This is a genomic window from Desulfobacter postgatei 2ac9, from assembly GCF_000233695.2.
GTDB lineage: Bacteria > Desulfobacterota > Desulfobacteria > Desulfobacterales > Desulfobacteraceae > Desulfobacter > Desulfobacter postgatei.
The window spans coordinates 84,954-108,147 of the sequence record NZ_CM001488.1 but is presented as its reverse complement, the minus strand read 5'-3'; the positions used below and the strand labels follow the sequence as shown (position 1 = coordinate 108,147).

The following is a 23,194-nucleotide window of genomic DNA, read 5'->3' as shown; positions in this document are numbered from 1 at the left end:
TATTTTATAACAGCCATGGGTGACCTGACATATCAACTGCCAGGCATAGCCCACAACAAAGATTGAAAGATCTGAGTAAGCTACGCAGACTTTCTTATAAAGAAAGTAGTCAAAAGGGAATCGCGTGAAATTCGGGAGCAGTCCCGCCGCTGTGACCGCAAAGCTCTGTGTGCATTAAGCCACTGGTACTGTCCCTCTGAACAAAGGTGGGAAAAAGACTTTTAAAGGACTTTTTCCCACCTTTGTTATTTTTTGGAGATCGTTCGTTAGACTATGCCTGGGCCGCAGCCACGCCCCTGTCAAACGCCTCCATGTTCAAGGGAATAATTTTCGGCTTTGCTGAAAATTCCTCCTGGATGCATTTTTTCAAAATATCCAGATCCACCACCTTGCTTTTGGCTGCAAATGCGGCCAGGGCAACAATGTTCGCAGCTCTTACGGATCCGGCCTCAATGGCAATATCATTGACCGGCACCACCAGCTCAATCACATCCTTGCGCCGGCTTCTGACCGGAATCAGTGATGAGTTGATGAAGACAACCCCGCCGGGCTTGATGGTGTCGTTAAACTTTTCCAGGGAGGGCCGGTTCATGGCCACCAGGTGGGTGGGGTTTTTTATAATGGGTGATCCAATGAGCTTGTCACTGATCACAACGGTGCAATATGCGGTGCCGCCCCGCATTTCAGGTCCATAGGAGGGAATCCAGGCGACCTGGTATCCCTGCTTCATTGCGGCATAGGCCAGTAGCTTGGCACTGAGAAGAATGCCCTGGCCGCCAAATCCTGCAAATTTAATTTCTGTCTGCATGGGTCTCTCCCGATATTTTTAGGCCTCTTCAGGGGTTTTGTAATCGCCCAGTTCATAGTAAGGCAGCATATTTTCTTCGGCCCATTTCAATGCATCGACGGGTGTCATGCCCCAGTTGGTGGGACAGGTGGAGATCACCTCCACAAAGCTGAAACAGGTATTGTTCATCTGATACTCAAAGGCCTTTTTAATGGCCTTTTTACATTTGTTCACCATCTGTGGCTTGAGTACGGCCTGCCGGGTCACATAACCCGGGGTCACAATTTCACTCATGAGATTGGCCATGCGAATGGGCATCCCTGTCAGTGCCGTATCACGGCCGGCCGGGGCCGTGGTGGCCCGCTGTCCCGGCATGGTGGTGGGGGCCATCTGGCCGCCGGTCATGCCGTAAATGGCGTTGTTGATAAAGATGACGGTGATTTTCTCCCCCCGATTAGCTGCATGAATGATTTCACCCATGCCGATACTGGCAAGGTCACCGTCTCCCTGGTAGGTGAATACCATCAGATCCGGACGTACCCGCTTGATGCCGGTTGCCATGGCAGGGGCCCTGCCGTGGGCGGCTTCCTGGAAGTCACAGTCAAAGTAATTGTAGATCAGGACAGCGCATCCCACAGGGGCGATGCCAACGGTCTTTTCCCGAATGCCTAATTCGTCTATGGCCTCGGCCACCAGCCGGTGGACAATGCCGTGGGTGCAGCCGGGACAATAGTGGGTGTAATTGTCTGTTAACGCCTCTGGCGTAGAAAAAGCTTTTCCCATTATTTTCTCCTTGACCGGCGCATTACCCGATCAGCTCTTTTACGATTTCGATGATTTTTTCAGGCGACGGGATTTCACCACCACACTCCCCGTAAAATTCCACCGGTTTTTTGCCCATAACGCAACGCTGGACATCCTCCACCATCTGACCCATGCTCATTTCAATGCTGATAACGCATTTACAGCTATCTTTAGCTGCGGCATCATGCACCTGTTTTTCAGGAAAGGGAAATAAGGTCTTGGGTCGGAACATGGCGGCTTCAATACCCTCTTCCTTGAGCATGTCAATGGCGGTGCGGCATACACGGCTCATGGTACCGTAGCTTGCCAGCAGAATTTGATACTCCCCGTCCGCATTATAAAGCTCATACTGAACATCTTCCTTTTTCATCTGTTCGTATTTAGCCTTAAGCTTCATGTTGTGCTGGTTCAATTCAGTCGAATCCAGGAACAGAGATTTCACCAGATTGGGCTTTTTGCTCTTCCGGGTAGACATACCGTTGGTGGCCCAGTCATCCTTATTGCTGGGTTCGGTTTTCAGATCATCGGGAAATTCCACCGGTTCCATCATCTGACCGATCATGCCGTCACCCATGATCATGACGGGATTTCTGTATTTTTCAGCCAGGGTGAATGCCTGCATGGTCATCTCCACGGCTTCCTGAACACCGTCCGGTGCCAGGACCAACAGATGATAGTCGCCGTGGCCGCCGCCCTTGGTTGCCTGGAAATAATCACCCTGGGACGGCAAAATTCCGCCTAACCCCGGTCCGCCCCTCATGATATTGACAAATACGGCCGGGCACTCGGCCGCGGCAATATAGGAAATTGCTTCGCTCATCAGACTTATGCCCGGAGATGATGACGTCGTCATAACACGCTCTCCGGCACCTGATGCGCCAAAAATCATATACCCCACGGCCACTTCACTTTCGCCCTGAAGAAACACACCACCCACTTCGGGCAGGCGTTTGCTCAGATATTCGGCGACTTCCGACTGGGGCGTGATGGGGTATGCAAAATAGTTTAGACAACCGGCCCTGATGGCGGCTTCGCCGATTGCTTCATTGCCTTTCATTAAGACTTTAGCCATTTTCTCTTGTCCTTTTATAAGAAAGTCTGGGTACGTTACTCAGATCTTTCAACCTTTGTTGTGGGCTATGCCTGGCAGTTGATATGTCAGGTCAGCCCATGGCTGTTATAAAAAATTAAGCACTTTGTTCTTCAACTATACTTATAGCCACATCCGGACACATGGTGCAGCAGATGGCGCAGTAAATGCAGTCCTCCGGTCTGGCCTGGAAGGCCGGAAAATGCCCTTTGGCATTTACCTTGTCGGTGATCTCAAGCACGTTTTTCGGGCAGAAATGCACACAAAGACCGCACCCTTTGCACCTTTCGGCATCAATAATGTGTTTATATGCCATTGTAAGTAGTACTCCTTGGTGTTAAGTGCGTGTCCAGGGGAATGCCAGCAACCGGTCAATGGGCAGGATCGGGCAGGATATCCGTTCCGTGGCAAGTTGGGGCATAAGCCTGGTCGACGCTGTTATAAATTCAATATTAAGACCGGTGGCTTCGGATACCCGGGTCACCAGATTGTAACCGTCATAAATAATTTGCGGCGTGGTCTCGTCAAGAAGGTTGGCATTGGAAATCAGGCCCGTGACAGGCAATTTTGCGGCGGCTTCGATCTGCGCCTTTATTTTAATGCAGCCTTGGACATCCCTGGTATTGGGTCGCAACGGGTTAATGACCTGCAGCAGTTTGACATGGCTTTTCTTAAGCACATCTGCCAGGGCGGCAAGAACAGTCACTCCTGCACCATCGCCACCTGCATCCAAAATGGTCACCTGGGCTGGATTTTTAATCATGTCACCCACAGCAGAGCTAAGGATGGGCAGATCCGCATGCATGTATTTTTTGTCCGGCAGCACCACTTCCACGCCCAAATCTTCCAGAGGTTTTTTGGCTTCCCTGCTTCTGAAATAGGGGTTGACCAGGTCCAGATCCGTTATCTTGACACTTTTTCCCGCCCGCCGGGAAACGACTGCCAGGTTGACGGCCGTTTCACTTTTGCCGCTGCCGTAATTTCCGGCTATTATAATGATGCCGCTGATATCGGGTAACATGCCGCCCTTTCTTTAACGGGTTAGAATACCATTAAATAATCATAAACTATGGATTAAATCAAATTGAGCAAGGTTTTTCAATGATATTTGCAAGAAATTAGAAACAAGATAGAGGAAACAAGAGGGAGAAGCGCCTACAGCGGCCCTTTTAGCCCTGCATTGCTTTTTATAAGAAAGTTATGAGTATTGAGTAGTGAGATTTAAAACAAGCTGTTTTCTCAATACTCACTACTCACATCTTTCATTGTTTGTTGTATCCGTCAAGACATGGCCGTTATATAAAAAGAGCCTCGGCAAAATTGAAATCTGTTTTTCAGATCAACCTGTTGCGCCGAGTGCGTTGGCAATTGCATTAACACACTGCAAAAGGGCAAATAGATAATGGTCCTCTTTTTTCGACTTGGCGTTTTTAGCTTCGCGCCATTTTTGTAGCAATTGAACCTGCGCATCATGCAAATTATTAAGCGCCTCGGCTCTGAGTATGGTTGAGTAATAGTGATTAATGCGTCGTTCGTTAATTGGTCGTTTCAACACATCGGCGACCATCTTACGCGTTAAGTCCAGTTCATTTTTAATCATCCCCATGATTCGGTCACGAATCTCCACCTCCTGAACCAACGAAGCATACTTTTCCATAATCCGCACATCCGTGGATGCCAGGCTACTGTCCAAATTTGTCATCACATAACGTGCAAAAGGATCGTATTCAACGAAATGAAGCAAATTTTCGTACGCCTTCGGGCTTTGGTTTTTCAGTTCATTCAAGGTGGCGCCGACACCATACCAACTGGTAATATTGAAGCGCGATTGCGACCAGCTGAACACCCAAGGAATTGCCCGAAGGTCTTCCATGCTGCGTTTCCCGGTACGACGTGCCGGGCGAGAACCAATTTTACTCGACTCGATAACATCAATTGGTGTTGCCTGGGAAAAGAAGGTGATAAAATCAGGATCGGAAATCAGCTGCCGGTAATAATGACGCCCCCGATCACCTAAGCGATGGAATAGACTCTCAACTTCTTCGTGCTTGCCTTTGGTGTTTTCGTGTAACACGGTTTGTGCTGTAACACTCGAAACCATCAGCTCTAGATTATATGCTGCATTCACCAGGTTGGCATATTTTCTCTCAATTGTCTCGCCTTGCTCGGTAACTCGAAATTTACCATTTATTGATCCGTGCGGCAAAGTTTTGATGAACCAATGACTTGGTCCCGCGCCACGACTGATGCTGCCACCGGTACCGTGGAAGAAACGGATTTTCACGCCGTGTTTTTCGCCTATTTGGGTCAATTCTTTCTGTGCCTCGTGCAAGAACCAGGCGCTCGCCAGAACGCCGCCGTCCTTGTTACTGTCTGAATAACCGATCATGACGTCCTGAATCAATTCACCATTGGGATTGTTACACGACTGCATCTGCAAACTTTTTTTTACAATCGGATGGCACAGATAATCGGCCAGAATGCCTGCGCTTAACTTCAAGTCTTCAATGGTTTCAAAAAGCGGCACAACTGGAAGACGTGTACCCAGCTCATCGTTGTTTTTTATAATTAAACCGACTTCACGCAGGAACAGGTAAACTGTAAGCAGATCCTCCGTATTTCGGGTCATACTCACAATCAATTTTCCGAAAGCATTGGGGCTGTAACGTTGAACATGATCACTAACAACCTGAAAGGCCCCGATCACATTTTGTCCTTCCTGGTCAAGGTTGTTATGCTGCACCAAAAACGGACGGTTGATTTTCAGTTCCTGATCCAGAAAAGCGCGCCTTGCCTCCTGTGACGCGTCAATCTGCGCGGCTGCTTCAGCCCCAAGCGATGCGGTAATCAACTGGGTTAATGCCTTCTCATGATAGGCACTGTTTTGGCGAATATCCAATTTTGCTAAATGGAAACCGAAGATTTTCAAGAGTCGCTTTGTCCGACCAACATCAACATGGGCTATCTCGCCCATGCCACATTTTTCCAGCTCCTGGTATAGCAAGTTTAAGTCAGCAATCAAATTGATGGAACTGCGGTAACTATTGGGCTTATCTTTTAATTCAAGGTTGAATTCCCGGCTCAGATCAATCGGAATTTTCTGAATTAACATAAGTACATAAGCTTTAAATATTTCCTCGGTATGTTCTTTGAGCTCAATTTCGGCATTAACGCCAACTTCCTCTTGGAGTTCTTTAATCCGAGCAGCAAAACCTTTGCTCACCTCCGAGATATTAAGATAGATACTGAGCGTTTGCGCCAAGTCTTTTAATTCATTTTTAATAATATAAAATGCATGAATACGCAGTTTTTTAAGCGTCTGTATGGTGATTTCCGGCGTCACCAGCGGGTGGCCGTCGCGGTCTCCGCCAACCCAGTTTCCAAATGACAGCACCGGAAGTAAATCCGAGTTATTAAGCGCTTTCGGATCAAATCCGGATTCTTTCCAGGCTTGACGCAACCGCTTGTCCAGCATCATAATCACACTGGGAAAAACATGGGTCAGATAGTGCAGAATATTGTCCAGCTCCGACTCCAACTGTGGCTTTTCAATATAGATCTCTCCAACATGCCACAAACGATGCAAAATATGTTTGATCTCCTGCTGGATGTCCGCTTGTTCAATCCGGGTATACATTTGGTTCTCGCGCTTAACGAGCAACAGATATAACCCACGGTATGCCTGTAACACCACAGTGCGTTTGGCTTCTGTCGGATGCGCAGTTAAAACCGGTTCAACCAAAACTTTAGGCAAGACGTTTAGAATTTGGGACTCGGTGATACCTTTGGATTTCAAATATTGGAATTGATTCGCCCACAGTCCGTTCACTTGAGCCATGTTTTCATCTTCTTTACGCCGACGGCTTTGTACCGCCCCATTCACCTCGACCAGATTTAACAGCTGAAAACACATCGACATCATATGGATATATTCATTGCTTGTCAGGTCTGAATCGGAGGGAAGTGTAGCGTTTATCCATGGAAGCAAACCAACCAGCTTCTGCTGATTATTTTCCTCCAGCACCTCTTTAAAGCACTTCAATAGAAAGTGAAGATCGTCATAGGGTTTGCCCAATGCATTTCTCACTTGGGTAAAAACTGTATTCATAGTATTATCAACTTAATTGGTTTAGAAAATACACAAGTATGTATCAGTTCATGAAAATTGTAAAATTTCAATGTGGATTGATGACTCATCAATTACCAAACAAGCGCTAAGATTGAAAATACGTCAATATGACGTGCGTGACAAGTTCAATAAACGACAGAACCCCTGGAAAAGCTTTTTTCCAGGGGTTCTTCGGGTAATTGTGTAAAAAACGTGGGATCAGGAGAATTCGCCCTGCAGGTACTCTTTGGTCAGTTGTTCCTGGGGATTTTCAAATAGTTCTTTGGTGGGGCCCATTTCAACAAGGTAGCCGGTCCGGCCGCCCCTGGAGATGTCCACGGCAAAGAAAGCAGTCTGGTCCGCCACACGCATTGCCTGCTGCATATTATGAGTTACGATGGCAACGGTGAACTGTTCTTTCAGTTTGACCATCAGCTCTTCGATCTGGCGGGTGGCAATGGGGTCCAGTGCGGAGCAGGGTTCGTCCATGAGAAGAACACGGGGTTCGGTGGCTATGGCTCTTGCAATGCACAGACGCTGCTGCTGGCCGCCGGAAAGGGACAGTCCGTTGTTTTTAAGTTTGTCCTTTACCTCTTTCCACAGGGCAGCACTTCTAAGGGCCTTTTCAACTTTTTCTTGCATGTTTCCTTTATACCGGTTCAAGCGCAGCCCAAAGGCCACGTTGTCAAAGATGGACATTGAGAACGGGTTGGGCTGCTGGAACACCATCCCGATGTTGCGACGAACCGACACGGGGTCGATATTGGGGGCATAGATATTGACTCCGTGGAAACGGATATCCCCCACAAACCGGAACCCCCGGATCAGGTCATTCATACGGTTGATACTTTTAATCACCGTACTTTTACCACAGCCGGAAGGCCCGATAAAGCCGGTGATCTGGTTTCTTTTGATGGGTACGTGACTGTCCCGGACTGCAAGGAAATCTCCGTAATAAATTCGTTCGGCTTTACAATCCAATGCAACATCCGTCGGCAGGTCGTTTTCATAGGTTTCGTTTGCATCTATTTCTTTTAATGCTTCCATGGGCGTTTATACTCCCTTGTTCATGATTTAAAGCTATCGTTTTATTTTACCACCGATGGTGCGGCTGACAATGTTGAGGATAAATACCAGTACAACGAGGATCAGTGATGCGGCCCAGGCCAGTTCAATAAGATTTTCATAGGGGCTGGATGACCAGTTGTAGATCAGTACGGCCAAAGATGCCGTGGGATCGTTGGGGGAAAGCCAGCTTTCGGAAAAAAGTGCTGTGAACAGCAACGGTGCCGTTTCTCCGGCAGCCCTGGCCACGGCAAGGACAACACCTGTGATGATGCCTGGCATGGCAACGGGTAAAATGACCTTTATCAGGCTCTGGGCCGGGGTGCACCCCATGCCGTAGGCTGCTTCTCGCATGGGGTTGGGCACCATTTTAATGGCTTCTTCGGCGGTGAGCATGACGGTCGGGAGCATCAGCACGGAAAGGGCTACGCCTCCGGCCCATGATGAATAATGGCCCATGACAATGACAACAATGGCGTAGGCAAAAACGCCGGCGATAATGGACGGCAGACCGGTCATGGTTTTTGCGCAGAATCTGGCAATTTCGGAAACTTTGCTGTGGGGGTCAAGTTCTGCCAGAGAAATCGCTGCCAGGATGCCGAACGGAATACTGATCAAACCGGCAATTCCCACCATAAAAGCCGTACCCAAGATGGCATTGCCGAAACCGCCCACACCCGGGGCGTCAAATGCACCCGGCGGCAGGGCGTAGAACAGTTCAAGGCTCAGTCGTTTACCACCCCGGTACAACAGCATGATAAGAACTGAAAATAATGGAATACAGGCGATGATCGCGCAGACAATGGTGATGGTGCTTAAAATGATGGACTTAAGCGCTCTTGGCTCCATGGGCTGACGTTCCAGCCGTGGTCGTTGAGGGCCGATCCGGCTCATCTTTTATCTCCTCCCGGTGTTGCCTTGGCAACAATGACAGCACCTGCAATATTAACAATCAGGGTGATCAGCAAGAGCACGCAGGCGGCATACATCAGTGCGCCGGTTTCAAGTCCTGGGTCTGCTTCGGAAAAGGTATTGGCCAGAAGGGCTGCAATGGTGTCTGCCGGGGAAAGGACGGAGAGCGTAACTGTGGACATGCTGCCGACAAGCATGGCAAGGGCCATGGTTTCACCAAGTGCCCGGCCAAACCCCAGTACAAGGGCACCGAAAATACCACCGGATGCCGTGGGCAGCAAAACCAGCAGAATGGCTTCCCAGCGGGTCGTGCCCATGCCGAAGGCGGCCTCCTTGGTTTTATGGGGTATGGCCTTGAACGCATCCTGGGAAATGGCTGCAACCGTGGGCAGGATCATAATGGAGAGAACCAGTGCTGCCGGAAGAAGGCCCAGGCCCGAAAGCCGTGTGGAAAAAAAAGGAATCCAGCCCAGGTACTCGTGCAGGAAATTGGCAAAGGGACGGATCAGGGGAATCAGAACATAAATGCCCCACAGTCCGTAAACAACGCTTGGGATGGCGGCAAGCAGTTCAATAATATTTTTTAATATAATTTCAATTTTATAGGGAAGAAAATTCTGGGTAATGAATATTGCAATGGTGATTCCGAAAAACCCACCAAAAATAAGGGCGAGAAATGAGCTGTAGAGTGTTCCCCAAATCTGGGGAAGAATGCCGTATACGTCCTGTCCTGAGTCCCAGACAGAGGTAAACAGGAATTTAATTCCCAGGTCAGGGAACGCCGGCAACGCTTTCCCGCCGATTTTATAAACGATGAACGCCAGCAGAAAAATGGTGGCCCAGGTAAATGCGCGGGTCAGAAACCTGAATGATTTGTCAAAAAAAATGTCGCCCGGGGTAGGCGGTTTGGATAATGTCCTGCCACCGACATTACCCAAAGATTCATTGTCGGCCATTTTTTTAGGTCTCCGGATAAGAAACAGGGACACATTCATTTTAAATGAAAGTGCCCCTCTGATCAACAAAGAAGATTCTTTTACTGGATGTTTTTAGAGGCTTCCCTAACTTTTTCTACAACACTTTCAGGAAGGGGGATATAACCGGCTTTGTCAGCAATTTTCTGACCTTCATCCAGGCAGTATTCAACCATGTTGCGAAGCGCTGCGGCCAATTCCGGGCTTTTGTTCTTTTTGTAGAACAGCATCCAGGTAAAGGTTGCAATGGGGTAGGATGCATCGCCTGCAGGATCGTCGATGAATACGATCATGTTTTCCGGCAGAACAGCGTTGGCAAGGGCAGCAGCCCCACCTTCAGGTCCGGGGCATACAAATTTGCCGGCTTTGTTTTCCAGGCATGCCGTGGGCAGTTTGTTCAGCTTGGCAAAACCGTATTCGGTGTAACCGATAGCCCCGGGGGTCTGGCGAATGGCGGAAGATACACCGTCATTTTTTTTGCCTTTTACCATGTTGCCGGCAGGCCACTGAACCATTGTGCCCTGGCCTACAGCAGATTTGAAATCAGAAGAGATGGCGCTTAAATGGCCGGTGAAGCCAAAGGTGGTGCCGGATTTGTCAGAACGGACAATAACCGTGATGGGGGTATCAGGCAGGGTTACGCCGGGGTTGGTGGCAACGATTTTGGGGTCATTCCACTTGGTGATCTTGCCCAGGAAAATTTCGGGATATACGTCCCGGGGCAGTTTGAGGCCTTCAATGCCGGGCAGGTTATATGCAAGAACAATTTCGCCTGCGGTCATGGGCAGCAGCTGAACACCCTCGGGTACCTGATCAATTTCTTCCTGTTTCATTGCCGCGTCACTTGCAGCGAAATCAACGGTGTGAGCAATGAAGTTTTTGATGCCGGAACCGGAACCGATGGACTGGTAATCCACTTTGATTTCGCCATTGGTTTTTTTGGCAAGGTCTTTGAACCATTCGCTGTAAATTGGTGCAGGAAAGCTTGCGCCGGCACCGGTGATTTTGATTGGCGCTGCAGTTGCGGAGCCCGCAATCATGAAGGATGCTGCAACGGCAGCGGATAAAGCAACATTAAGTAAAGATTTGAGTTTCATTTGATTCTCCTATTGTTAACATTTCAAACTATACTTTTGGGTTAAGAATTAACACCATCAACATTAGTACTATATTACTACTCTTGAAATGTTATGATTTTGTTAAGATTTGATGAGGGGCTTGTAAGTCAGCACAGCAGGAGGAGAAAAGGCGCTTTAGGGCTATATTTCAAGGATTTTCCAGGTGTCAAGACGGTCGAATCAGCAATTCCGGATTGGCTTGGGCTTCAAGGAACTTTGCAAATCTCTTTTTTATTTTTGGCAGTTTATATAATTTACCCATCAGGTCCTTTTTTGTAGCTTTGGCAAGGCTTGACGGGTCAAAATATGCTTTGGCATTGTCCACCGTCAGAACAAAAGGGGGCTTGCCGGCACGGACAAGAATACTGCTCATCAGAAGTGCGCCGGTCCGGTGGTTGCCTTCAAAAAAGAGCTGGGGCTGGCTGACATGGAGAATATATATGCCGGCGGCGCGTTTCCAGGGAGTGACATGCTTATGATTCTTTGCCCAGGAACGCAGGTCTTTGATGCAGAACTCCTTCTGGCTGTAAAACCGCTCGCTTGTGGCCAGGATGTGCTGTTGGAAATCCTTTCTTTTTTTTAAGTCCTCCCCGCACAAGACAATATGGTTAAGTTCAAGGAAATGGTGCAGCCCGTCCTGCTCCACCATGCTTAAATCCTGGTCAAGCAGGGTGTTGATGTAACGGTAGCCGGCAAGCATGTTTTCGACAATTTCATTGCGCATGGGTTCCCGGCGCATATCCAGGCTGTCGTTAATATGCTCGAAATTTTTTTGAACCGTCCTAAGATAATATTCCACGCCCTCAAGATTAATCCTGAATTTAGCAGGCATTTTTCCACCAAGTTGTAATGGTCAACAGATACGGGCAGCCAGAGCTGTGTTTGTTCTGCCTGCTGTGAGAGCCATGGGTTATGGTTACAGTAGAGCAGGCCTTCGGTTCTTGTCAAGGCGCAGGTTCAATTCTTAACGGTCCTTAACAGGTCGTTAATAATAGGGGGCAAGGCCTGGGGAAAAATTTTCAAAACTGCAAATTTTTTCTTCCAATTCCAGATCAAGGCCGGATTGAGCCTGATTGGAATCAGGTTCCTGTGGGTACAGAAATTTTTTGGCAAACCCAGGAATTTTTGGACCGGCAATTTGAATACTTTGCTGCTGGTTGTCCGTTTCGATAATGACCTGCCTGTCTTGATTCAGTTGAATCGGTATATTCGGGTAGCGCATTGACGGGGCACTGCGCAAGGCTGTGGCATGGTATTTCACTGTCAGGGTCAAGCCTGAAAGATCCAGGCCGTTGGGCCACAGGCTCCCCGGGATGGTAATGCCCTCTTTGTCGGTGGTCCAGTCTGTTCCTTTTTTACCTTTTGTTTCAAGATATTTTGAAATGTTGTTGACCGAACTTAAGTCTCCTGAAAGGATCATGGTTCGGATAAATCCGGTGGGTGTAATGTCCTCCCACCCATTTTTGATAAGATTTGCATTTCGTTTCCTTGCCGCAGCTTTCTGGAATTGGTGGCGATAGGTGAATGCGCAATAATTTATGGGCAGGTTTATGTTATTATCCAGGCTGTATTGAATAAGTTCAAGGGCCGTAAGCTCGGTTTCAAGTACAGCCACCCCGGGACCATGCAAAAATGTGTAGCCTCGCTGAATCAGTTTCGGCAGGTTGAAATGGGTACACCGGATCTGGTGAAGGTTGAGATAATTGACCCCAAGGTCGGCAAGCGTTTTGAGAAGGGGCTTTGTTCGTTCCAGATCCTCGGGGATTGCCGGGATTTCCACTGTTACAATGGGGATGATTCCCACGGCCTTTTTCAGGTTATCCAGGGCATAGTCCACGGCGGACAAATCAAAACGAATTTCCTTAAGGCCATTGTCTCTAAGGATTTTCAGCCGATCTGTGGTGACAAGGATGCCGTTGGTATACATCCATATATGGGAAAGATCAGGCGCATCCCGGCCAAGGAGATCTAAAAAACGGGCGACCCGGTCAAAGCTGATCATGGGTTCTCCGCCGCTGAACGCCACGCCCCGGACGCCAAATTTTTTTACATAGTCTGCATAGTCCTTTGGCCGTTCAAATTCAATTGAGCTTGTCATTGGCGGACCCGGGTCTTTTTGTTCCGATGGACAGTAAAAACATCGTGCGTTGCAGATGCCGTTTATGAACAGGCATGACCAGGTTCCTTGTCCGCACAGGGCACAGCCCGGGGATAGGGCGTGGGTATACAGTTTGGTGCCGGCAAACTCCCACCTGGCTTGGGTGTGGGTGGATATCTCATCAAGCAGTTCTCTTCGCAGGGCTTCAGCAGCGCTGGTTGCCCCAGGGGAAAGCCAGTGCATGGTGTGGTAAAGATCCGGGAACGCTTTGCGGGTTTTGTGGATTTGAGCGGCCATCTCCATGGGGTTTTTCCTTTGTTTTACTTAGGGGCTCGGAAGAAATGAATCCGGGGTAAACTCTGCGGAATGTATTTTTTTCGAGCCCCTTGGATTGAAAAGCACGGGAACATTATGCAGGATGGGTGCCATGAGGTGAACCAAGTGTGTTTTGTTTTTAACTATTTGATTTTTTAATAACTATTTTTTTTATTAAAAAGGTGGAAGGCTTTGAAGGTTGATAGATGAGAAAGAATAATTCCTGTTTATAATTTTTTAGGAATTTATAGTTCGTTGTAGTTAAGGTTTCGGACCTGTGAATACCAACCTGGCCGCAAGCAGGGAGCCTCTTTGAAACGTATTGGAAACGGCATCAGCGCGCGTGCAGCTATATGGGTAATCTATTTTTCTGAATCACCTTGATGCGCTCACCGTGCGACCATGAAATGTTTTGATTGTAAAGTATCGGAAAAGGCTTGTTATCAAAGTCGGTGGTCTGAAAAAATTTCGTTTAGGAAAAATTGCTTTTGTTGGGAATCGTCCGAAAGGCTATTTTTACTGGTCGGGGCGAGAGGACTTGAACCTCCGACATCCTGCTCCCAAAGCCGTTGTTATTGCTGCAAAAGCCCTAAAAACCTTTTGTTTCAATATGTCTGTCCTCATATCCTTTCTTTTTTTGTCTATTTTGGGATAAAACCCGCAACCAAAACCGCAACCATTTTAAATTTGTATTTTACATTTGGTAGCTGTTCGGCGGGATCATCCCTATCGGGTTCCCGTTGGTCATTTCCTCGCCGGAGTTCTCTTGGCGGTGATCCTTTGCCAGTCATCACCAGCCGGGCATCTTCTGACCGACTTTCCCTGGTCGGGTCCCTTTGGGATCTGTTCGTCGGGATCATCCCTATCGGGTTCCCGTTGGTCAAGTTCCCGTCTGTGTCCTCCTGGTGTTTGCTACCAGGACACACCTACTGGTACCGGTATCATCGAGGCTCCTTGGGCCTTCTTGTATCAATTTTGGTTGGCGTCTTCGGGTTCTTTTTTATATCGTGTTCTATATATTTTTGTGGCCAAAGCAATATCTATGCCATAACTATAACTCATTGATATATCAAGGTTTTTTGTTATTGGTATATTAATTGCTTAATACATATAGCACTATGTATATTTAATACCTTTTGCATTTCTGTGTGTCCTGCCGTTCCCTGCTGGGTGCTTTTTCGGTTCCCCTCTGGCTGCTGTCTTCAAGATATCCCTACCGGGTTCCCTGGTCGGGTCCCTTTGGGAGCTGTTCGGCGGGATCATCCCTATCGGGTTCCCGTTGGTCATTTCCTCGTCGGAGTTCTCTTGGCGGTGATCCCTTGCCAGTCATCACCAGCCGGGCATCTTCTGACCGACTTCCCCTGGCGGTGATCCTTTTCCGGCCATCACCAGCCGGGCATCTTCTGACCGACTTCCCCTGGTCGTGCCCCTTTGGTAGCTATTCGGCGGGATCATCCCTATCGGGTTCCCGTTGGTCAAGTCCCCGCCGGGGTTCTCCTGTCGGTTTCCTGTAGGATATTTCCACCGGAACCCGTCCCACCCTGGGTTGTTCACTCTATTGGGCATCGCGCAAGCGAGCTCCCGGCAGGGCCATCGGAGATCCCCAACACACCAACGGGGATAACCTGGGCAGTTTGGGCCTTGGGCCATTGCGCTGTTCCAGGTGGCTATCTCTTCCGCCCCCAGTCGTGCCGGCGCTGTTTCCCAATCCGAATCTGCTCCCATACTCTGCTCTCCCTGGGTGCTATCCTATTTTCTCCTTACAGACTGCTTTTAAATTTTTCCAGTCGAATTCATTAAACTGTTTGGGTGATCGGCGCTATCCGCCATAAGTTTTTCGTGTTTACCTATATTTTTTAAATTGGTGCCCAAGACTGTTATCTTCTGGTTTATTTTTAATTGTGTGTTTTTGACTTATATTTTGTTCTTCAAGTAGGTCGAGAATTTCTGAAAGCAGTTCAATTTTTTCATTTATTTTGAAGTACCAGCATATCACCGGTCTCAGAATTAACCATATTGCTATATTAAAACTAATGAATGAAATTCCAATAATTAAGGTTGACAATATTCCTGTTTTGAAAAGTTCAAATATCCCGTTTTCCAATTTATCCTTTCCTTTGTTTAAGTGGCTATAGCCATCGTATGACTTTTTTCTTATAGTCTATTTGGTATTTGAAGTGCTTTAAGAAATTCATACCCAAAAGGCCGTTATCTATTTTAGATTGTTTTTCATATGGAATAATATCAACACGCATATTTTTATAGGTATAGGGACCGACTGAAATATAATCAAAGGTTGTTGTCTTTGTGTTTACTTGTCTTCCATCCGCAACAGTTGATACTGTTTCTCTGTATTGGATTGGTTCAAAAAAAATTGCAAAATCATCATGGATGGTTGTGAATGATGCTCCTGTATCAAGGACAAGGAAAGTTGATGTTTTTTTCTTGTTATAACTCAATGTTACGGGAATCAATATTTGGTTATTTCTAATGATTATTGAATCTTCACGGCTTGATACGTTTTTAGTTGTTGTTAAGTTTTTGATAGTTTGGGAAGGTTGAACATTTGAAAAATGCTTAATTCCGGTTTCATCTGTCCAGGAATATATTTTCTCAGTCGTATCTTGAGGTTTTTTAGTTATGTTGGGTGCTTTAATTATGTTCGGTGTTTTCCGATAAAATAGGATTTCCTGTGGTGTTGGCTGCGTGGTGGTCTTAGTTTTTCCGAAAAGCTTATTAAATGTGGTTTTGTTTTGTATTAATAATAGGTAGCCGGGAAGGCCGCTAATAATCAAACAAACTATGATTAATATCCATGTCGGGAATTTTTTTTTCTTGTCGTATTCTTTATATTCGGGATATTTGTTTCTAAATGATCTATCCATGTTTATCTTTCAATTTCGATCGATTTTATTCTTTTGGGTCTTTCTTTCTGGTAAAGGGTATGATCCTGCCGTTAGTCTTCGCCGTTGGCTGTTCTCTTTTTTGTGGACTCCTGTTCTATTTTAATCTTCAATAAAGACAGGACAGTTTCTGCTTCTTTCAAAGCTGAATTATCCATTTGTTCGATTTCTAATAATATTTCGTTTAATTTTAAGGCTAAGTCTTTGTCTTTAAATTTATCTATAACCTTCCGGTGTCTTTCTGTGGCTATGTCTGTTCTCAGGGTTTCTTTCCCTTGATTTAGCCTTTTTTCCAGTTCGGATAATCTTTTTTCAATTGCAGGGTCATTTGGCTTCACTAATGCAGCCCTACCATCTGCCATCATTTTTTCGTGTGGTACACTTGTAATATCTAAGATAGCTTTTCGAACTTCATATCCTGGTTGAGTCCTGCCACGGATATATGATGATATAGTTGTTGGGTCACAGTTAATTTTTTTTGCAAGCGCCTTGGCCGTAATTTTCTTGTCATCTTTTATAAATTTTTTCAGCCATGCGGCAAATATTTTAGGCTCATTTTCCATACAAATAAACATAACACACCACCAGTAAACTTTTAAATTCACATTATTGTCAATAAAGACAGATTGTTATTTATTATAGTGACATTTTGTCACTTTTTGCTTGACTCTTGCCATTATTTGTATAAAGATGACAAGTATGATGACACAAAATGACATAGCGGTTGCAATTGGCAGAGTTGACAAAACATATGTCAATAAATTGTTGACAGGTAAACGCCAGGTTTCCTGGCCGCTTGCCGAACGCCTGGCCGAACTATTCCCAGACCGCACAATCCATCAGTGGAAGAACGCAACCCCTGATGACATTAAACGAGCATTCGCTCAAATAAAGTGCAAAAAAATAAAGAAAGGATAAAACACATGCCCGAGATATCATCCTATTGTTTTTCATATGCCAAAGCAAAGCAACTTCCTTCTGTCCATTCTCTTAATACATCATACGGAGAACTCGAACTCGATGAAGAAATGAAGGCAGCTATCAAAGAAGCGCTGTTACCTATCCTTGAAAAACGTATAGACGAATCATTTCATTTTGAGGCGGTTTAAAATGTATTGCCCAGACTGCGGAGAATATCCCTGTGTTTGCAAAGAGGAACACCCGGATAGCTATTATTCTGATCCCTTCGGGGAGCATGAATTTCATGATGGCTTTGATTATGAAAGTGAAAGGCCAATAGTTGACGCTATTGACCTTTCCGAGCTGTAAAACCCCTTACCAGGAAACTTTACATGTCTAATTCTAAAGATTTGAATAAAAATTGTCAATCAATTGATGGAAGTCCCCTCGGGGGTCCCCTCACTGGAAAGCCCATGCGCGAAGCGCAGGTGCTTTCCAGTGAGGGGGTACAGGCCCTTATAACATGTACCCCCCAATTAGTCAGTTTAAAGACTGTCTATTCTAACATTGATACCTTGCATCTTTCAGTTTATGCCGATCTTTCTGGATCAAATCTTTTAGAAGAAATTGAAAAGTCCCGTGAAGTTGCCAGAGAATTTGAAAAAGAGTGCATACCCTTTACTTATTTTTCACCTCAATGGAATGTGCACCGGTCCGGGCGTCGTTTTTTTACTTATCATATATCAATGGCCGATACTCATATCTATTTCAATAAAAGGTCTGTGCATGGGGATTTCCCCACCTGCCTCATTGAAATTGGGTCAATGTCTTCACACCATCCCGGAGCTTTCAGTGTTTTTGAAGATATCAAAAAGTTTTTAAAATCCTGCGATATCTCTATTAAAAAACATCATGTTACCCGTGTGGATTTATCCACAGACTTTGTGAATATCAATTTTCGAGATTTGGATTTGCACAATATTGAAAAATGGATCACCAGGGCCATTGATGCCCATGTTCATTACGTCGGTAGGTCGGTATCCGGTATCTCAATAGGCAAAGGTGCTTTGATGTGTCGGATTTACGATAAGCGAAAAGAACTGAACGTTAAGCAGGCAACGGCCAAGACGGATTTTTTCAATCGGCAATGGGGTTTAGTGTCTGATGATAAAAAAACACCCGTCGTTCGTGTAGAATTTCAGTTTCGGCGTGAAGCGTTGAAGGAATTTAAAACTGATGATTTGTATCAAATTGATACTGTGGATGATCTCCAGGGCGTTTTAAATGGCCTTTGGGGGTATTCTTCCAAATCTTGGGCCAAACATTGTGAAACCGAGGTTGATAGGTCAAATAATAATCAGTCCCGGGATGCTGTTATCTCTCCGTTTTGGAAGCTTGTACAGTTGGTTGATTTTAATGCAGAAAATTCTAATCTCTGGCGGCATCGTGAAAAGAATCAATATATCAATGTCAAAGCTTTAATTGATCAAGGGATTGGCTGCCTGACTTCTGCTGTAGCCGCTACAATTGAAAGCATGGATGATTTTAAAGATGTCGCCATAGATGCGTCAACTATCGTTTGGCGTGAATTGCGAAATCGTATTGAACTTCACACAGATGAACTTTATGAAAAAATGGAAATCGTTTTTAACCGTAACAATTTAAATTTATCAAAAACTTATGTGTAAAGGAGAAATTAAAATTATGTCTTTAGTTGCAGAAAAGTCAGAAGAAAAAAAAGTGCTTCCTATGAAGGGTATCCCCATGGGCCTATCCGTTAAAGGTTTGATTATGGAAAAGATCGCCGGCACCACTTCCAAGGGAGACGAAACCTATCACTTGTCTGTTGCCGTCAAAGGCCTTGAGAAATTTCTCAAAATCAGGGTTGCCAAGGAAATCTATGATGATTCATTGGAGATGACACCCTACTCCAATTCCATCACGTTCCAGGAATTTAATGGGCGTGTTTACTGGCAGGAAAGCAACTGATTTATGATCGACGGCAACCCTTTAATAATTATTAATTTTATCTTTGGTACAGTGACCATTTCTTCATTCGTGGCGCTGTACCTAAGTGGATTTTCTAATGATTGATGGTGCAATTAAAGTAATTTTTTTTAGTTTTGTGTTTAATTTTTCTGTTTGTTTCGGTTTGCAGTCTGTCCACGCTGAAACAGATTGTGGTTCTTTTTTTGACGCCTTACCTTCTGATATTTTAGTAGAAGGGGCTTACGACAATTCTGTTTCTGCGGTAGCTGCTTGTCGCGCTGCATCTCCGACGGGGGCTTGTTATGCTTTAAATAAATCTTCAGGTGCTTCTGTCGTTTATGGGTGGGCTTGGTATGTTGCTGCATCAGGTCCTGAACAGCATTGGTATCCGTTTAATGCCTATTCTGTTATATTGTCTTGCTCTCCTTCCGGTTCTGACCCTGATTTTTTTATTCCTGACTCTGACTCTGATGATGATGGCATACCAGATGAATATGATGCTTATCCCGATGATCCTCTTCCCTATCAATTTCGTATTATATCCCGTTGGGTTGATTCACAAGGAAATATTGTCGGAACCGCCATCGTCACCTCTAAAGGTGATTATGTCCTTATGTCTGATTTTACTATATCTGAACTAAATGCCGGTGTTTCTTCTGGAACTTATTCACCTCAATATGTTAATAGTCAGATTTGGCAAGATTCTACTGATTTAATTCCCGGTGGTGGCGGTACTACTACAACCACAGAAAATATGCCTTCAGGTACTGCTAACACTCCTCTAACATCCACTGATGCTGTTGGTTTAATTACTGATGCAGAACGAAATGTTACAGCTCAAACGCCTACTACACCTTCTGTCTCTGGTTCAGGTACATCTGATTCTCAAGGTAGAAGCACAGGTGATAGTGATAGTGATTCTTTCGGAAAAATTGTAGGTAATACCGATGCGTCAAACCAGAACTTAAAACGTATTTCTGATTCTCTCGGTATTACGAATGATTTACTGGCAATTGTAAATTCTAAAATTGGTTCTGGTTCCGGCAATTTCTCTGACGGTGTGCAGGATTCTTTTCCCACGGCTGAAGATATCGGTCAATCTGTCAAAGATAATTTGATAGATTCTTCTCAAACAATAGATACGACAAGTACAGATAATATTTCTGCTCTTGATAGAACAGAAACCTTAACTTCAATCAATACCAAGTATTCTGGCAGGTTTGATTCTTTTATAACCACTTTAAAAGGATCAGACCTTTTTAGTCTTCCCTTTGGCATTTTTGCTGGTCCATCCGGTTCCGGTTCTTCCATCCAAACCGTTAATATTGGTAAATGGGGCTCTTCGACTGATCAAACTGCGACTATAGACTATTCAGATTATGATAATATTTGGGATATCTTACGCACAGTTCTTCTCCTATTGACAAGCTTTTCATGTTTTAAAATTTTGGTGCTGAAAAAGGGGTAACATGATTAATAAGATAATAGATTTCTGTTCCAAGTTTTGGGAAATGCTAATCGGTTTTTTCAATTGGGTTCTTGACGGTATTTTATACCTGCTGTCAGAAATTTTTTATCTGTTTTTGGATGTATTCTTTTCTATTATTGAATCAATCATTTCCGCTATTGATTTTGCCCAGGTGACCGCCCTTAGTTCATTTGGTGATTGGAATATTTTACCTGATCAAATTTTATACATTCTTTATAAATTGAATATCGCTCAATGTCTTAGCATGTTGGCCGCTGCCTGCCTGATCCGTTTAACCCTTAATCTTATTCCCGCAGCATTCACAAGGGTCTAAAATGATATCTTGTTACGAGGGCCTGCCCGGAGCCGGAAAAACTTATGATGCCATGCGTAAACTTTTGGATAATCTTTCCCAGGGCCGGCGCATTTTGACCAATATTTCCGGTCCGGATCAGGAAGAAAAACAGGAAATCATAAAGCATTTCCTTAACCTGGATGACAGCCAGCTTAAAGAAAACCTTGTTACTCTTCAGGAACACCATGTAACTGAATTTTGGAACCATATAAAGCCTGGGGATTTGATCATCATTGATGAGGCACAGAATTTTTTTAATTCCCGGGATTGGCAGAAAAAAGAGAATAGAGAATTCGGAAAGTGGGCAAGTGAACACCGTCACCAGGGCGTCGACCTGATTCTTATAACCCAAAACGTTGAACGTATTGAAAGTTCTGTCAGGTCTCTGATTGAATTTACCTATCGGTATAAGAAATTGAATATGTTTGGGAACCTGATCAATAAAAAATATATTCGGTTTTGTTATTATGGCCCCACTCTTGATCAAATTGGTCAGAAAACTTGTACTTATGATCCCAAAATATTTAAATGTTATAAAAGTTATTTTACAAATGGTACCAAAGAAATTGGCATTGAAAAACCTGCCAATATTTTGAAGCATCCCATATTCTACGCAATTCCCCTGGTTCTTGGCCTTTTTCTTTATTTTTTAAGTCAGTCAAGTCTGTTAAGCGGTGACCTTTTCGGTACCCAGGCCATTGCGGATTCTATTGAAGAAAAAAGGCAAGAATCTTTTCTTGAAGTTGATCAGCCTGATATCTCGGATCAGCCTGATTCTTTGGATCAGCCTGATACCTTTGATCAGCCGTCTGATTCTTTTTCTTCGGATCAATCTGATTCTTTGTCTGATTATTTAGTCGTTGGCATTATTAATTCAAAAAGAATTCTGAAATCAAAAATTGACGGTTCTGTTCTGGTGATTGAATGAAATATTTTTATCTTGTAATGACATTAATTTTTTGTGCCGGTTGTGTTCAACCTTCTTTTAAAGTGCCTGTTTATGATGAGCATAAGCCTTTAGACCTTCATCGTAATAAGTCCAGCATAAGGGATGTTTTTGTTAAGGATTTTATTAAATTTGATGATGATTTAGATAAAATTCCGGACGATATTAAAGTTTCTATTAATTTAATAGCTCCGGTTTCACTTTGTGATTTTTTGCAGATTCTTATTGGTCAGGGCATAAATATTGTTGCTGATATCGGTTGTTCCGTCGAGCAGAACATAGAACAAAATGATTCTTCCCTTCCCGGGTCCCCGTCTGCTGGCCCTGTTTCTAAGAAAAAAGAAGAACCTAAGTTTCAAACAGTTTCCATGCCTTCTTACCATGGCACTCTTAAAACCTTGTTACAATCTTTGCAAATCAGTCATGGTTTGTTTTTTAAATATAAACAAGGGGTGTTGATCGTCCGCAAGACTTCCCCGGCTTATGTGAAGGTTGTTATGCCGGGCATCCAGGAAAATTTGATAAAATTATTAAGTTCTTTCGGTGTTCAGGAGTCTTTTTATGACGAACTTTCTTCACGGATCGTATTCAATACCGATTATTATACTTATTTGACCATCTACGATTACTTCAAGAATAATCCATACCTTACCCTTGTTGTTTTCGATATCATGATTCTTGAGTCTCAGGACAGCCATACATATAAGTACATGGACAAATATAAATCCAGGTTAAGAAAACGAAATTGTAAATTCCTTACCGACGCTTGCCAATATATTATTCAACTCAGTTTTCAAAAATTCAAATCCTTTATAAGCAGATGTTGATAGCCAAAAGTACTTGATATGTTTCCATAAAATTTCAATCAGATTCAACTCCGGTGAATATTTGGGGATAAAGTATAGAAAAAGGCCTCTTTCTTCCCATGTCCCAATTTGAGATTTAAAAATGGCGCTGTGATGTATTGGAGCATTATCCAGAACAACAATGGTTCTTTTTGTTATGTAACGTGAAAACGCATCAAAGCAGGCGGTTACAATATCTGAAGTAACTGAGCAGTCAAAAACGCAAGGAAAGAAATCATTTTGCTTATTCAAGAATCCCAACACATTGATTCTTGAGGTTTTTCCACTCGGAAGCAAAAGCTGCTCATCCTCATCTTGCCAGGCATATGGAATCTCAGGCACGCCGGTAAAGCCAGATTCATCAAAATAATACAAGTCAATGATATTTGCCTGATCTTCATCTTTCAAGATTTCAATTTCCTTTTGCGCTTCCCTGAACTCGTTCTCATTGCGTTTGCTTTTGAGAGATTTCCGTCCTCGACACCAACGCAGTTTTTTTTATAATCCGTTTCAGGGT

Annotated in this window: 25 protein-coding genes; 8 read left to right on the top strand and 17 right to left on the bottom strand. The window is 44.6% G+C overall.

Features of this window, described 5'->3' with window-relative positions; all coding sequences use genetic code 11:
- Positions 1-271: 271 nt before the first annotated feature.
- The 16 genes from DESPODRAFT_RS00645 to DESPODRAFT_RS00560 form a co-directional block, all read right to left on the bottom strand.
- Positions 272-808: a 2-oxoacid:ferredoxin oxidoreductase subunit gamma family protein gene (locus DESPODRAFT_RS00645; protein ID WP_004070498.1), complete on the bottom strand. Its 537-nt coding sequence runs from the start codon at positions 806-808 to the stop codon at positions 272-274.
- A gap of 18 nt (positions 809-826) precedes the next feature.
- A complete protein-coding gene (locus DESPODRAFT_RS00640) occupies positions 827-1,570 on the bottom strand; it encodes a thiamine pyrophosphate-dependent enzyme (RefSeq protein ID WP_004070497.1) in 744 nt (247 codons plus the stop codon).
- Between the two features lie 22 nt (positions 1,571-1,592).
- Positions 1,593-2,663: a 3-methyl-2-oxobutanoate dehydrogenase subunit VorB gene (vorB, locus tag DESPODRAFT_RS00635; RefSeq protein WP_004070496.1), complete on the bottom strand. Its 1,071-nt coding sequence runs from the start codon at positions 2,661-2,663 to the stop codon at positions 1,593-1,595.
- A 115-nt stretch (positions 2,664-2,778) separates the two neighbouring features.
- Entirely contained in the window at positions 2,779-2,997 is a 219-nt protein-coding gene (locus tag DESPODRAFT_RS00630; protein ID WP_004070495.1) for a 4Fe-4S dicluster domain-containing protein, read from the bottom strand.
- Positions 2,998-3,018: 21 nt separating this feature from the next.
- Positions 3,019-3,702: a hypothetical protein gene (locus DESPODRAFT_RS00625; protein WP_004070494.1), complete on the bottom strand. Its 684-nt coding sequence runs from the start codon at positions 3,700-3,702 to the stop codon at positions 3,019-3,021.
- A gap of 318 nt (positions 3,703-4,020) precedes the next feature.
- Positions 4,021-6,789 (bottom strand): phosphoenolpyruvate carboxylase, encoded by a 2,769-nt coding sequence (locus DESPODRAFT_RS00620; protein WP_004070493.1) that lies wholly within the window; start codon positions 6,787-6,789, stop codon positions 4,021-4,023.
- A gap of 219 nt (positions 6,790-7,008) precedes the next feature.
- Positions 7,009-7,836, bottom strand: coding sequence for a phosphate ABC transporter ATP-binding protein PstB (pstB, locus tag DESPODRAFT_RS00615; RefSeq protein WP_004070492.1), 828 nt, complete (start codon positions 7,834-7,836; stop codon positions 7,009-7,011).
- A 33-nt stretch (positions 7,837-7,869) separates the two neighbouring features.
- Positions 7,870-8,748, bottom strand: a complete 879-nt coding sequence (gene pstA / locus DESPODRAFT_RS00610; RefSeq protein WP_004070491.1) for a phosphate ABC transporter permease PstA — start codon at positions 8,746-8,748, stop codon at positions 7,870-7,872.
- Complete coding sequence (gene pstC / locus DESPODRAFT_RS00605) at positions 8,745-9,722, bottom strand: phosphate ABC transporter permease subunit PstC (RefSeq protein ID WP_004070490.1); 978 nt, start codon at positions 9,720-9,722, stop codon at positions 8,745-8,747. Before pstC ends, pstA begins: the two co-directional genes overlap by 4 nt.
- Before the next feature lie 80 nt (positions 9,723-9,802).
- A complete protein-coding gene (pstS, locus tag DESPODRAFT_RS00600) occupies positions 9,803-10,837 on the bottom strand; it encodes a phosphate ABC transporter substrate-binding protein PstS (RefSeq protein WP_004070489.1) in 1,035 nt (344 codons plus the stop codon).
- Between the two features lie 187 nt (positions 10,838-11,024).
- On the bottom strand, positions 11,025-11,690 hold the full coding sequence (locus tag DESPODRAFT_RS00595) for a hypothetical protein (RefSeq protein ID WP_004070488.1): 666 nt from the start codon (positions 11,688-11,690) through the stop codon (positions 11,025-11,027).
- A gap of 153 nt (positions 11,691-11,843) precedes the next feature.
- A complete protein-coding gene (locus tag DESPODRAFT_RS00590; protein WP_245531976.1) occupies positions 11,844-13,253 on the bottom strand; it encodes a radical SAM protein in 1,410 nt (469 codons plus the stop codon).
- 1,347 nt (positions 13,254-14,600) lie between these two features.
- Positions 14,601-14,996, bottom strand: a complete 396-nt coding sequence (locus DESPODRAFT_RS00575) for a hypothetical protein (protein WP_004070485.1) — start codon at positions 14,994-14,996, stop codon at positions 14,601-14,603.
- Between the two features lie 118 nt (positions 14,997-15,114).
- Positions 15,115-15,375, bottom strand: coding sequence for a hypothetical protein (locus tag DESPODRAFT_RS00570; protein WP_004070484.1), 261 nt, complete (start codon positions 15,373-15,375; stop codon positions 15,115-15,117).
- Positions 15,376-15,400: 25 nt separating this feature from the next.
- Positions 15,401-16,156: a retropepsin-like aspartic protease family protein gene (locus DESPODRAFT_RS00565; protein ID WP_004070483.1), complete on the bottom strand. Its 756-nt coding sequence runs from the start codon at positions 16,154-16,156 to the stop codon at positions 15,401-15,403.
- A gap of 71 nt (positions 16,157-16,227) precedes the next feature.
- Entirely contained in the window at positions 16,228-16,737 is a 510-nt protein-coding gene (locus DESPODRAFT_RS00560; RefSeq protein WP_172635709.1) for a helix-turn-helix domain-containing protein, read from the bottom strand.
- A 136-nt stretch (positions 16,738-16,873) separates the two neighbouring features.
- On the opposite strand from DESPODRAFT_RS00560, the gene DESPODRAFT_RS00555 reads away from it, so the two are divergent.
- The 8 genes from DESPODRAFT_RS00555 to DESPODRAFT_RS19795 all read left to right on the top strand — a co-directional run bounded on the left by DESPODRAFT_RS00555 (position 16,874) and on the right by DESPODRAFT_RS19795 (position 22,659).
- The gene (locus tag DESPODRAFT_RS00555) at positions 16,874-17,092 is read left to right on the top strand and encodes a helix-turn-helix domain-containing protein (RefSeq protein ID WP_040015772.1); all 219 of its coding nucleotides are present in this window, start codon (positions 16,874-16,876) and stop codon (positions 17,090-17,092) included.
- 5 nt (positions 17,093-17,097) lie between these two features.
- Positions 17,098-17,283, top strand: a complete 186-nt coding sequence (locus DESPODRAFT_RS00550) for a hypothetical protein (RefSeq protein WP_004070481.1) — start codon at positions 17,098-17,100, stop codon at positions 17,281-17,283.
- Between the two features lie 264 nt (positions 17,284-17,547).
- Positions 17,548-18,762 carry a hypothetical protein gene (locus DESPODRAFT_RS00545; protein WP_157488381.1) on the top strand — a complete coding sequence of 405 codons (1,215 nt, stop codon included), beginning with the start codon at positions 17,548-17,550 and terminating at the stop codon, positions 18,760-18,762.
- Positions 18,763-18,778: 16 nt separating this feature from the next.
- A complete protein-coding gene (locus DESPODRAFT_RS00540) occupies positions 18,779-19,063 on the top strand; it encodes a hypothetical protein (RefSeq protein ID WP_004070478.1) in 285 nt (94 codons plus the stop codon).
- 97 nt (positions 19,064-19,160) lie between these two features.
- Entirely contained in the window at positions 19,161-20,531 is a 1,371-nt protein-coding gene (locus tag DESPODRAFT_RS00535) for a hypothetical protein (RefSeq protein ID WP_004070477.1), read from the top strand.
- A 1-nt stretch (position 20,532) separates the two neighbouring features.
- Positions 20,533-20,865, top strand: a complete 333-nt coding sequence (locus DESPODRAFT_RS00530; protein WP_004070476.1) for a DUF2523 family protein — start codon at positions 20,533-20,535, stop codon at positions 20,863-20,865.
- A 1-nt stretch (position 20,866) separates the two neighbouring features.
- Entirely contained in the window at positions 20,867-21,814 is a 948-nt protein-coding gene (locus DESPODRAFT_RS00525; RefSeq protein WP_004070475.1) for a zonular occludens toxin domain-containing protein, read from the top strand.
- A complete protein-coding gene (locus tag DESPODRAFT_RS19795) occupies positions 21,811-22,659 on the top strand; it encodes a hypothetical protein (protein ID WP_004070474.1) in 849 nt (282 codons plus the stop codon). The genes DESPODRAFT_RS00525 and DESPODRAFT_RS19795 overlap by 4 nt, the downstream gene beginning before the upstream one ends.
- Here DESPODRAFT_RS19795 and DESPODRAFT_RS20785 read toward each other — a convergent pair.
- Positions 22,564-23,169, bottom strand: a complete 606-nt coding sequence (locus tag DESPODRAFT_RS20785) for an IS630 family transposase (RefSeq protein WP_040016018.1) — start codon at positions 23,167-23,169, stop codon at positions 22,564-22,566. The genes DESPODRAFT_RS19795 and DESPODRAFT_RS20785 overlap by 96 nt on opposite strands.
- Between the last annotated feature and the right edge of the window lie 25 nt (positions 23,170-23,194).